The organism is Stenotrophomonas sp. DDT-1 (assembly GCF_001580555.1).
Lineage (GTDB): Bacteria > Pseudomonadota > Gammaproteobacteria > Xanthomonadales > Xanthomonadaceae > Stenotrophomonas > Stenotrophomonas sepilia.
Genome location: NZ_LEKR01000005.1, coordinates 99,841 through 112,422 on the forward strand (window position 1 = coordinate 99,841; position 12,582 = coordinate 112,422).

8 protein-coding genes are annotated in these 12,582 nt (G+C 65.0%); 2 read left to right on the top strand and 6 right to left on the bottom strand.

Annotated features, from left to right (window positions below; all coding sequences use genetic code 11):
* Nucleotides 1-216: 216 nt before the first annotated feature.
* The 6 genes from AB839_RS04180 to AB839_RS04205 form a co-directional block, all read right to left on the bottom strand.
* Nucleotides 217-2,217 (bottom strand): acyltransferase family protein, encoded by a 2,001-nt coding sequence (locus AB839_RS04180; protein WP_181357875.1) that lies wholly within the window; start codon nucleotides 2,215-2,217, stop codon nucleotides 217-219.
* Between the two features lie 186 nt (nucleotides 2,218-2,403).
* A complete protein-coding gene (locus tag AB839_RS04185; protein WP_061478404.1) occupies nucleotides 2,404-5,355 on the bottom strand; it encodes an autotransporter outer membrane beta-barrel domain-containing protein in 2,952 nt (983 codons plus the stop codon).
* A gap of 340 nt (nucleotides 5,356-5,695) precedes the next feature.
* Nucleotides 5,696-6,688, bottom strand: a complete 993-nt coding sequence (locus tag AB839_RS21855; protein ID WP_229298509.1) for a fimbrial protein — start codon at nucleotides 6,686-6,688, stop codon at nucleotides 5,696-5,698.
* 62 nt (nucleotides 6,689-6,750) lie between these two features.
* Nucleotides 6,751-7,746, bottom strand: a complete 996-nt coding sequence (locus AB839_RS21860; protein WP_229298508.1) for a fimbrial protein — start codon at nucleotides 7,744-7,746, stop codon at nucleotides 6,751-6,753.
* A gap of 37 nt (nucleotides 7,747-7,783) precedes the next feature.
* Nucleotides 7,784-8,293, bottom strand: coding sequence for a fimbrial protein (locus AB839_RS04200; RefSeq protein ID WP_061478405.1), 510 nt, complete (start codon nucleotides 8,291-8,293; stop codon nucleotides 7,784-7,786).
* Nucleotides 8,294-8,331: 38 nt separating this feature from the next.
* A complete protein-coding gene (locus AB839_RS04205; protein WP_185807494.1) occupies nucleotides 8,332-10,866 on the bottom strand; it encodes a fimbria/pilus outer membrane usher protein in 2,535 nt (844 codons plus the stop codon).
* A 419-nt stretch (nucleotides 10,867-11,285) separates the two neighbouring features.
* On the opposite strand from AB839_RS04205, the gene AB839_RS04210 reads away from it, so the two are divergent.
* Together AB839_RS04210 and AB839_RS04215 are read left to right on the top strand one after the other, a co-directional pair.
* Nucleotides 11,286-11,801, top strand: coding sequence for a fimbrial protein (locus AB839_RS04210; RefSeq protein ID WP_061478407.1), 516 nt, complete (start codon nucleotides 11,286-11,288; stop codon nucleotides 11,799-11,801).
* Between the two features lie 54 nt (nucleotides 11,802-11,855).
* Nucleotides 11,856-12,578: a fimbria/pilus periplasmic chaperone gene (locus AB839_RS04215; RefSeq protein WP_061478408.1), complete on the top strand. Its 723-nt coding sequence runs from the start codon at nucleotides 11,856-11,858 to the stop codon at nucleotides 12,576-12,578.
* Nucleotides 12,579-12,582: the final 4 nt, after the last annotated feature.

The following is a 12,582-nucleotide window of genomic DNA, read 5'->3' on the forward strand; positions in this document are numbered from 1 at the left end:
GCGCACACTCCTGTAGAGCCGAGCCCATGCTCGGCTGCTCTCCATTCCGTTCGCGAAACTCCCACGCTGCGCGCGAAAGCCGAGCGTGGGCTCGGCTCTACAACGGCGTGTCGTTCACCTCCGCGCTCCCGTAGAGCCGAGCCGGTGCTCGGCTGCTCTTCGAGCAGACCGCGATGAAGCCCGCGCTGCGCGCGAAAGCCGAGCGTGGGCTCGGCTCTACACCGGCGTGTCGCCTGCAATATCGATCAGGGTCTGCCGGAAGCTGGGCAACAGCACGCGGTTGCCATGCCCGCTCAGGTGGTCGTTGTCGAAGAACAGCGGTTCACCCTCTTCCACTGCCGAACAGGTCTGCGGACCGCACAACAGTGGCAGCGGGTCCCACACTGTGAGCGATGGATAGCGCGCTGCCAGCTCGGCCAGCAACGCCATCTGTGGTGCACGCAGCCTCTCCAGATCACCGCGCGGCATGCTCAGGCCTCCCGCGCAGGCCGGATTGTGGCGGTTGAACCAGTCCGAGCAGCGATAGGCCCCGGCCTTGAACAACGGCAGCGGCGCATCCACAACCACGTGCACGCCCAGCTTCTGCAGACGCCCTAGAACACGATCCGCCTCATCACGCGCAGCCTGTGCATGGGCCGGGGTGCGCTCGTCCAGCAGCTGTTGATAGATCTGCTGCGCATCCTGGCGCTGCCAGTCAAACCCACGCAGCTCCGGCATACGCAGGGCCGCCAGCAACACGATGTCGCCCGGACGCGCCTCGTGTTCGATGTTCGTCAGCGCGTCTTCAATGAAGCCTTGGCAATCGGCCGGGCTGGCGCGCAGCAGATTGACGAAACTGCAGCCGCCGCGGTCATCCTGGCGCACCTCCATACCGGTCTGGCGCGCGACCATGCTGGTCATCGTGCGGTAGGCCGCCGCATGCGAATCGCCGGCCACGAACAGGCGCCGCCCTTCAAGCGCGGGTGCACTTACCGGCTCCAGCGGGCGCCACGCCGGGTAGCGGCGCGCCTGCCATGCGTAGCCGTCGCGGGTGACGCTGAGCGAGACCTGCTCGTGGTATTCCACGGTAGCCCAGGCACCCGCACCACACAGCGCCACCAGCGGAAACGCCATCGCCAGCACCTTGGCCGGTGCCAGCCGCAGCAGCGGCGCCGCACTGCGCAGCGGGCGCTCGATGAAGTGGTAGGACGCGGCCGATATCGCCAGCAGCAGCACCGGATACAGCCACAGCGCGGCACCGTGCAGGCCATACGTCCAGCGCAGCAGTACAAGCAGGGGCCAATGCCACAGGTACAGCGAATAGGACAGCCGACCCAGGTAGGCCAGCGGTGCGCAGCCCAGTGCGCGGGCCATGCGCGATGTTCCCGATGCCGACACGCCTGCCAACAGCATCAACGTCCCGCCGACGGTAGCCAGCACGCCCGGCACCGGCATCGCCAGCTGAGGGGCGATCACCACGCCTGTACCCAGCAGTGCCAGACCGACCGCTGCAACCGTGTCACCGCTCCGGCCCGGCACGCGCCCACGCATCCACTGGTGCAGCAGCGCGCCCGCAGCCAGCTCCCAGAACCGTGCAGGCAGCAGATAGAACGCTGCCGCCGGTGCCGTCTGCGCCTGCCAGCCTGCCCACGCCAGCGACAGCACGGTGAGCACCGGCAACAGCCAGCGCGCCCACAGCCAGCGTTCGCGCCCGCGCAGCCACACGAAGAACAACAGCGGGAAGACCAGGTAGAACTGCTCCTCCACACCCAGCGTCCATGTATGCAGGAAGGGATTGAGTTCTGCGCCGGGTGAGAAGTAATCGTCCTGCTGTCCGGCCAGCACGATGTTGCTGAAGCCGACCAGCGCGGCCCAGCCGGTCTGGTCGAACTGCTCATTGCGCCACGCGCGGGGAATGAACAGTGCCGACAGCACGAAGGTCGCCATCAGCATCACCAGCAGCGCCGGCAGCAGGCGCAGCACGCGGCGCCGGTAGAAGTCGAGCAGCATCGCGCCCAGCGACGCATGGGTGCGCGAGGCCAACGACTGGCTGATCACGAAGCCGGACACCACGAAGAACAGGTCCACGCCGGTGAAGCCGCCGGGCAGCCACGTCGCGTTGGTGTGGAAGAGGATGACGGCCAGCACCGCCAGTGCACGCAGGCCATCAATGGCGGCGTTGTGGGAACGTTCGGGAGCAGACATGCGGGTGACCGGCAGCGAGCGATCCGGCAGCATCGCCACCGTTTGCGTAGTCATTCAATGGACGATCGCGACAGACATGGACATCGTTCAGGTCCCGCCCCCCCCGCTCGACGCGGTTGTAGAGCCGAGCGATGCTCGGCTGCTCTTCGTTCAGATCGCGGTGAGCCGAGCGTGGGCTCGGCTCTACAGAGGTCCGTGCGCCGCCCCCGGCACGCCCGCTTACCAGGCCATGCGCAGGCCCAGCTGGCCGCCCACATTGCGGTAGCCATGATCGCCATGCTGCACGCTCACGCCACCCCACGCGCCCCAGCGCTGGCCCAGCTTCAACTCGGCACCGGCCTGCACCTCGTAGCGGTTGCGCGGCACGTCCGCGCCCAGCCTGTCACCGTCGAACTGCAACGTGCTGGTGCCACTGCCACGCAGCCAGTTCACGCCCAGGTAGGGCTGCACGATGTTGCTGGCGGCAGTGCCATGGCCAAACACGCGCACGCCCAGGCGCCCGCTCAGGCCACCGGCATCGGCGTGATCGATCACCGTGCCGTTGCGCTCCACGTGGCGATCGGTGCGGAAATCGACATGGCTCAGCTGCAGCTGCGGCTGCACGTACAGCGCGCTGGCGGCACCCTGCCACACGTTGAAGGTGTAGCCGGCCTCCAGTGACGCACTGGCCATGCGCGAATCGTAGTGCTCCGGCTCCAGGCCTATGCCCTGCACCCGGTTATCGAAACGGCCGTACTGCAGGTTCGCATCCATGTACGCACCCTGCGTACCGTCAGCCACCTGCATCCAGGTGCCGTACACACCTACCGCGCTGCCACGCACCCGACCCTTGGCGCTGTAGCCGGTCAGATCGGACACTGCGCTGCTGTCAGCACGCCCCGTGCCCAGCATCACGCCGAACGCTGCATTGCCTCGGCGAACCAGGTCAGTGCCAATCTGCAGCACCGAGGTGTTGCCATCAATCGACAGCTGACCACCGACCGCGCTGAAGTCCGCCTGCTGACGTCCCACGCGCGCCCACGCGGCACGGCCTTCGTCCAGCGAGACGGCACCGATGCGGTCGTTCAGGCGATGGGAAAACATGTTGATGGCCGCCGACTGGTTGGCCAGGTACGCCCCGGCTTCGGGACGCAGCACCGGCACCGGGTCCACCGGGTCCACCGGGTCCACGGGGTCCACGGGGTCCACAGGGTCCACCGGGTCCACGGGATCCACCGGATCGATGGGATCAACCGGGTCCACCACACAGCCCGGCGCGGCCGGATTGTCCTTGCAGCCATCAAACCATTGCGAACGCAGATACCAGTTGCCATCGGTGGGATCAGTCACGCCCCCCTTGAACAGGAAGTACTCATAGGAGCCGCCCACGGCGCGGCCGGCAAGCGCATAGGTCGCCAACGATGCACCGTCCACTTCGATCAGCTGGATGCCATCGGTGGTCTGAGCGCCAACGCCGCCAATGTTCTTCACCGCAATGCTTGCATCGCCCGAAGTATCGCCACGCACATGCAGGCGATCAAAAGCGCTGTCGTCACCGCCCAGGGCGCCCTGGAACAGGAACGTCGCGCCCTCGCTGTGCAGATCACCGTCCACGGTGAGCGTGTTGAATCGGCCACTGCCGTCGGACAGCGCCACACCACTGTTCAGTACGCTCAGTTCGCCCACCGTGGCATCACCGGTCAGTGTCCACTGGCTTCCGCTTTCAATCGCCATCGTCTGCACCAGGTTGGACGTGCCCTGCCACAGCGACCCGTCTGCCAGGCGCACGTGCACATCGGACTGCGGCACCAGACCGGCATCCTCGTCCTCGGGCGTGATGACGATGTCGCCGACCATCTGCGAATGCCCCTGCAACACCACGTCGAAACGCCCCGCCACCGCCGCATCCAGTGCGATGGCAATGCCATTGCCACCCGATACGTAGGCGTTGTTGGACAGCGTCAAACGGGAGTCACGGTTGCTGCGAACCCACACACCGCCGTGCTGCACGCTTTCCAGCGCACTGCCGTCGATGCCCAGGCTGCCGTTGTCATTGATCACCGCAGCCCAGGCGCCCTCGCCCTCGGTGCGAATGTGCGAACCGGCCAACGTCATCCCGCCCCTGCCCCCGGTCAGCACACCATGGGCCTGCTGGCCTTCGGTACGGATGATGCTGTCGTCCAGATGGATGCTGCCGCCCTGGCGCGCAACCGCACCGATCGCACCCGCACCCGTGGTGTGAACCTGGGCCGCACGCGCAGTGATGATCGGGCCGGCGCCGATGCCAGTGAAATCGGCATACAGGCCATGGCTGCTCTCACCGGACGTGGTCACATTCACGCGGTCCAGATCCGCCGTACCGGTTCGTGCATCGATACCGACCGCACGGTCCCCCTCGCTGATGACGGAACTGCGGGCCATTGCCAGCGTCGATTCGGAGAACATCTTGACCGTTGCGGTCCCGTTGCCGGTGCTGTGGAAGTTGGAGTCCGCCACCGTGACTGCATTGCTGCGACCATTGATGTCCAACGCGATGCCGCTGGCCCTCACCGTGCTTCCTGAGAGGTTGAGCCGGTTGTTATCGGCCAGCCAGATGCCCGACTCGCCTTCAATTGCAACGCCGGTCAGGGTCATGTTCGCCCCGGTGGCCGACACCGCGCGGCTGCCCAGCCCCATCGCCGAGATCGAGCCACCGGTCATGGTGATGTCACCGCCGCCGGCGAGGCCGACCGACGACACACCCTCCATGCGGATGTTCACATCCTGCAGCGTTGCCTGGCTGCCGGTATGCGCCACAACGCCCATGCCGGTGCCCTTGTTGATGACGTCAGTCGCCGTCAGATGCAGTTCGCCTCCCGTCGTTGCCAGCGCGGTAGTGGCACCAAAACCGGTGGTGACCAAGGTCGAACCATTCAGTTCGATACGACTGCCAGCCCCTTCGGCACGGGCTGCGGATGCCCCGCTACCATCCGCACTCACATTGACCGCACCCATCGGCACGATGCTGCCGCCGTTGAGCGCATGGAAGGCGTGGTTGCCCACGCCGGTTGCGCTGTAATCCCCCGCTGCCGGGGTCTGTGCATCGCCGTCTGCGATGACCTGCTGTGCGTGCGCACGAACAGGGATGCCAACGGCGAGTGCCGCCGTCAAGGCGAGGGCCAGCGCCGAGTATTGGATCTGATGGGATCGCATGTTGAGGTCTCCTTTTTTCGAGACCGGCATAGTGGATGTCGCGTTGAACACCCACCATGCAATTAGTTGCAATGTCAGATGCGACATTGCGACACACATACGACATTAGTGTTCGTGAAGCGACCTCTCGAGCGTCAAAGCGTTCTACCACCCGTACGCCGTTTGACGCGTCCACCGTGCATCCCCGAGATGCTGCCCACCATCGAGCACATGGGACACAACTCCACCCCCGCAATGGGCGCCGCCACATTCATTCAGATGACATGATACTGGCGTGAAGAACCTGAGAAACAAGTGCCGTTAGGTATCCGGGCCAGCCGGAGCGAATGGCTCGCACGCCTCACCAGTAGACAACGTTCAGCACGGCCTCGCCCTTGATCAGGCCGGGCTTCAGATCCTCGTTCACCCGAAGGTAGCGCGCGGTGTACTCGAATGTATGGACACCACCGACTCCGGGGTTGAAGAACCACGGTGTACCGAACTGTACTTCCCGGCCGCCACTGAGGAGCTGCACCCGCACACCTTCGGCAGTGGAGTCGGCGCTCGGTGTCAGCAGGCTACCCGTGTTGCCTGCATCGCCCGCATCCATCAGGACCATGTCGGCACGTGGCCGCGCGACGCCGCAGTCCATCAGCAGCGACACGGGTTTTTCCCGAGCAGAGTCCCCAGGATTCATGAGGTCGGCAGCGGCGACATCCTGCAGCACCTCGGAAACGTCGCGCATGCGGCAGGTGGTGGGCGGAAACGCAATCGTAATGTCCACCGGCACCGTCACATCGAAAGTGGGATGGTTGCGCCCCACGATGTGCACCGACGCCAGCGTCTGCGTATCGCGCATCTTCTGACCACGGCTGAACATGAAGGCATTGATGATGAAACTGTCGCCGCTGTTGCGGATAGGGTAAGTCAACGTGTTGTCACCCAACGCCAGCGGCAATCGTGGGCCGTCATAGGTGGTAGCAAAGCCGATTAATGGGGAATCCGGCCCGGTTTCGTACAACGGCAACGGGCCATCCACCGGCCAGACAGGAACATCAGGCAGATCCATGACCCAGCGTAGGCCCGGCCCCTGGATATTGACTGTCATCTGCAGATCGCCACCCACCGGACACCCGCTGTAGCTGACGTTGGTGCCACCATCCACCAGCATGTGGATCTCCTCGCGGTAACCGGGCTTCTGCCTGTCCTCAACGATGGGCCAGGTGATGGTGGCGGTACAGGCCTGCGCCAGGCCCGGCAGCAGCGCCGCCACCAATACCGGCAGCGCCATGCGGCAGCTGCGCCGATGCAGGGGCACGGACACGAGGGAGCGAGAGTGATCGGACATCTTCATTTTCCTGTTCAACGCAAGGTCGGTACGTCGCTGTGCGCCCTATGGCAGCACGGGGTCGTGCATCACCAGTAATCGACGTTCAGAACTGCCTCACCCTTGATCGTGCCGGGCACCAGCGGTTCGTTGGTGCGGATATAGCGCGCGGTGAACTGATGGTCATGCACGCCGCCCACACCCGGATCGAAATCCCAGGTCTGGCCGAACTGCACTTCAGAGCCATTCCGCAGCAGCTGCACGCGCACGCCTTCGGCATCCGAATCGGCTGTAGGCGTCAGCTGGCTTCCCGTGTTGCCCGCATCGCCAGCATCACTGAGCGTCATCCGCGCACGCGGCGGGTCCACGCCGCAGTCCATGCGGATGGCGACCAGCTTTTCCTTTGCGGTGGAGCCCGGTACGGACAGCTCTGCAGTCTGCACGTCCTGCAGGGTTTCGGCCTTGTCCTGCAGGGGGCAGGTGGTGACTGGGAACTTGAGATCCAGCTGCACGATCGACTGGTGATCAAGTGAGGGCTCCGATGGCGCTCGCAACGTGATCGAACCGGTCATGGTCGGGGGCGTTCTCATGCGGCCCCCACGGGAAAAGACAACTGCCCAGTACTGGATCGACGCTTCAAGGGATGTCCCCCCGCTCATCTCGAACAGTCCAGGCACCTCCTCACCATTACGAAGCGGACCGTCTTCAGAAAAAGCGACGTGATGGTAGAACATCACCAGCGGGGAGTCGGGGGCCGCGGAATACGCAGGATAGGACTTCCCCCTGAAAGTGACCTCGCCTTCATAGATGAGGCCGGGCATCTCCAGGGTCATGAAGACCGGTACGTCCCGCTCCTCCGGGCAATCTTTGAAGGAACGCGAAGCAAACTTCTGGTCAAACTGCACCCTGCCCGCGTCCGGGTACGTGGCATACGTCTTGTCCAGCAGCAGATCGCGGTTGATGCCGTACTCGACACAGGCAACTGCACTGCCTGCACAGAACAGCAGCCCCAGCAACGGTGTCGCCAGCAGCTTGCGGGCATGGCGCGGGATGGGACGCGTGTCAGGGGCGGTGTTGGCGCTCATATCAGTCTCCTTGGGGTACGTTCGAGCCAGAAACAGCTCACTCGTAATCGGCAGTGACCACGATCTCGGTAGACACCTCACCTGCGCTCGGCGCTTCGCCGGTGGGCAGGAAATAGGCGGCACGCAGGTCGTAACGCGCGGTGGCGCCAGTCACCGGCACATCAATGCCGGTGTCGCCATCCTTCAGATAGGTGCTGCCGGTGGTACCGGACAGCAGCGAGATCGACACGCCGTCGGCCGCATCGCTCGCAGCGGTGTTCTTCCAGCGCGTGGCATCGCCGTCGGCGGCGGTACCGGAGAAGGACAGCACGGCCTTGCTCACGCCAACGCAGCCTGAGAACTGCAGCGACCCGGCCTTGATCTGCGCCTCGGCGCCGGGCGTCAGGTCGCTGGCCTTCACCGGGTCCAGAGTGATCGGCGCAGCGGTGAGCGTGCAGGTGCCGGGAAGCACCTTGCCGCTGATGGTGAGGGTGGCGCTGTCAGCCAGAGCCAGCGGCGCGGCGGCCAGCAGTGTGGTGCACAGGGTGATGCGATTGAACAGGTTCATGAAAGAATTCCTTGGGTTGAAAGAATGAAATCAGGACATCAGAACGACGTGGCTTCGACCGCATCCAGGGCGGCCTGCAGCCCATTACTCGGGGCCGGCATCGGCGTGCACACCGCCTGGCTCCACGACAGCCCATAGGCGTCGGGGGCATCCGGGGTGGTGTATTCCAGGCGGCAGCGATGCGGGCCGTCCGGGTCGACGATCAGCTGGCCCTGTTCGGGCGCGCCACGCAGCTGGATCACACCGCCCTGGCCCACTGCGCCATGGCTGCGGCCGGTCTCATCTTCGATACGTGCCGCAAACGGCAACGGCTGGCCCAGCGCATCGGTGGCGTCGATGAACAATGTGCGTTCGCGCTTGGCATTGAACGCAACCCGCACGATGCTGCCCGCCGTCGGTGCAATCCGCTGCGAGGTCTGCAGCAATTCCACCTCCATCGGCAGGCCCGACGGGTCCAGTTCGATCTGGTTCCAGCGGTAGGGGCTCACGTGCGGCAGCAGCGCATAGCCGTTGCGACCGATGCGCACGTCGCTGCCGTAGCCGATGCGGGCGCCCTGCGCGCCGTCGGCCTGCACCAGCGCGAAGCCATCGCCCACCGGCGCACCGAAGTTGATGCCATCGCGGTGCACCACCACACTGCCGGCCGCGTTGGCGTTGAAGGCGCTGTAGTCGCGGGACCGGCTGTAGCCAGCGGTGACCGTGCCCTGCCCACCGCGATAAGACGCATAGGCATTGGCGCCGCCGGCCCCGTCACTGAATTCGCTGGCAGACACGCTGTAACTCAGCTGCTGATCGGCACCCAGCGTTCCGTTCAGCCCCAGCTGGCCCTGATCGCCGCGTGCCGAATGAGCTACCTGGGTGCTCAAGCGCGGCGCGCGCGGGGCCGAACCCAACGGAATGCTGAAGGTCGCCGCATAGCGGGTGTCCTGGTGGCCATCGCCGATCTGCAGGCGCATGGCAGACAGGCTAAGATTGGCGCGGCCAATGCTGGTCTGGAAGCGCAACTGCAGATCGTTGTGCTGCTGCGCGCTGTCCCAATAGCGCACCTGTCCGCCATTAAGCGAGAGCGTGCTGCGCTCGCCGATGCGCTGCGAGAAGTTCACCTGGAAGCGCTGGCGCGCGCGGCCACTGACGCCCCAGTCGTCGTTGTACGCCTGGGCGAAATCATTCAGGGAGAGATAGCCGCGCGTGCTGTAGCGCAGCGCTGCCAGACCGAAGTTGGTACCCGTTGCGGTGATATAGCGCTGGTAGTTCAGCCGGAAGCTGTTGCCGGTAACCTGTTCGCCATTGGCCAGGCGTGCGCGCGAATGGGTAACGTCGGCACCGAACGCACCGAGCGGTGTATTGATTGCACCGCCGAACAGTGCGGACTGGAAGTCTTCGGCAATCTGCACCCCGCCCAGCGCGGTGAAATGGTTGCTGATGCCACGTGCGTAGGTACCTTCGGCAAAGCGCAGTGCTTCACGCACACCGCGCGCGTCGCGAAGTTCACCCGCGGTGACGCTGAAGCGGCTGGCACCCGGCCGCAGCGCCTGCGGCACTGCGGAGAAGTTGACAGTGAACTGCTGCTGGCGGCCGTCGGCTTCGGTGACGGTGACGTCCAGGTCGCCACCGAAGTTGGTCGGGTACAGATCTTCGATGGAGAACGGCCCCGGCGCCACGCTTACTTCGTGGATGACGTGGCCATTCTGTCGGATGCTCACCACCGCGTTGGTTTCGGCGACGCCTTGCACCACCGGCGCGAAGCCGCGCAGCGAGTCCGGCAGCATGCGCTCGTCGCTGGCCACCCGCACACCGGTGAATGACAGCGACTCGAACAGTTCGCCACCGGTCGTACCCTGCCCCAACAGCAGCTGGGCATTCCACGCCGGAAGATCACGCTGCAGCGTGCTGCTGATCACATCGTGACGCGAGCTATGGCTGCCCTGGCTGAAGGACGAACGATGACGCAGCCGCCACGCGCCCAGGTTCACGCCCGTGTTCAATCCCAGATAGGTCGACTGCTGGCCCTTGTGGCGGCTGTGGTTGATGTTGTAATCGAAGAAGGCTGCCGTGACGCCGTGGTCGCGCAGTGCAGGTGCCACGTAGCCGCGCGCATCGCGTGCCTGCGCAGCCTGTGGCACGTTCACTAGAAGCTGCAGGTTGCTCTCATCGAACTCGACCGTGGCACCGTCGATCAAGCCGGGAAGCGCGACGCAGCCTTCATCATCCTGGTCCAGCTCGGCCAGGAACATCTCCTTCAGCGGCAGCTGGCGTACCAGCCCGGCCGGCAGGCATGGGGTTGCACCCAGAGGCGCCGGCGCCGCCACGAAGGTGATATCGCGCGTGTCGTGGAACTGGCCATTGACCACCACGTCCAGGGGATACACGCCCGGCTCCATGGGATTGCCCTGCGCATAGCGCTGCATGTCGATGGCCTGGCCACCAATCAGGAAGCCCTCGCTGAACTGCAGGGAATCATCACCGTTGGCACTGGCATGACCGGCAATCGCCATTGCCACGGCGGCGGCAATCGCCAGCCCCAGCGGACGGCTGGCAAAACGATGCGGCGTGCGGAGATGAAGGAGGCGCATGTGCATGGTTAGCGTCACTCGATGAGGCCGAAGGCGACATCGCTCGTAGTCGAAGTGGGCCGAAGCGTAGACAGCGTGCGGCCGGCTTCCCATGCAATTTGTTGCAAAGCGACAACGCGCCACGAAACCACGCGGTTTCCAGCCACGCCTCTGTTTCGGCGCAATTCATGCTTGTTTTCAACAAATGACGGCAGTCAATCGAATGCATTGCAGATGCACCCAACGCTGCATGCGACAGCTTGCCGCAGTCGGAAATGACGCTTCTTAACCGGACGCTGTACCGCAAGCACGGACTCAACTGTCCTGCAAGCACCTTGCAACTAATTGCATATCCACGTGCCGCCCGGCTGGGAACACTGTGCGCATCCGCTGGTTCGTCCAATGCGGATTCCCCCTGATTCCCTACCGAGGACATTCCCTTGTCGAACCGATTGAACCTGATTGCCGCCGGCGCGCTCGCGCTGGCCCTGTCTCCCGCCGCATTCGCCGAGAAGCTGGAAATCACCGGCGAGCTGATGACCAGCACCTGCTCGGTGGATGCCACCGGCGGCACCATCACCGTGCCGATGGGCAAGGTGGACGTGGCGTGGGTGAATGAAGCCGAGCGCGCCGGCATGAAGAACTTCAGCATCCTGCTGGACTGCACCGGCTCCGGCGCCGCGCAGGATGTGGGTGTGCGCTTTGGTGGCACGGCCGACGGCAGCACCGGCAACCTGGCGCTGACGGCTGCGTCTACGGCCACAAACGTGGGCGTGGCGCTGTACGACGCCGCGGGCAACCACCAGAAGCTGGGCGAAGACCCGCTGCAGTGGGTGAACATTCCAGCCGCCGGCAAGGGCCAGCTGGACTACAGCGCCTGGTATTCCTCGCCGGGCAAGAACGCCACGGCCGGCACGGCCAACGCCTCGGGCGATTTCGTCGTGCTTTACAAGTAACGCATATCCCTGCGCGTCACCCCGTGGTGGCGCGCCTTATTGGAGGACGACCTGATGAAGATCCGTGCAATGACGTGGATGACCGCGCTGCTGGCTGGCGCCCTGGCGCTGCCGGCATCGGCAGCGGTGACGCTGCAGGGCACGCGTATCGTGCATGACGCGGCCCAAGGCCGCGATGTAACCGTGAAGGCCACCAACGGTGGCGACAAGGCCGCGATGGTGCAGGTCTGGATTGACGATGGCGACAGCCATGCACGCCCCGAGAACGTGCGCACGCCCTTCCGCCTGACGCCGGCCGACCCGCGCCTGCTGCAGGCCCACCAGGGGCAGGCGTACCGCATTACTTACGCGCCGCGCCCGTCGGAGACACCGCTGCCGACGGATCGTGAATCGCTGTTCTACTTCAACCTGCTGGACATTCCGCCCAAACCCACCGATGCCGCCGGCAAGAACCTGCTGCAGTTCGCCGTGCGCACGCGGGTGAAGCTGTTCCACCGCCCGGCCGGCCTGCCCGGCAAGCCGCGTGATGCGGCCGGGCAACTGCAATGGCGTGCGCAGGCCGGTGCCCTGCTGGTGAGCAACCCCAGCGCGTATCACGTGACCGTAAGCACGCTGACGCTGCCTGACGGCCGCAAGGTGGAAGCAGAGATGATCGCACCGGGCGCGCAGGTACGTCTGCCGCTTCCGAGTGGTGCGGCGATGCCCACGTCGGTGACGTTCCAGTGGCTGGACGATTACGGCACGCCGCGCGATGCCGAGGCGAAGATCTCCCCCTGAGCGC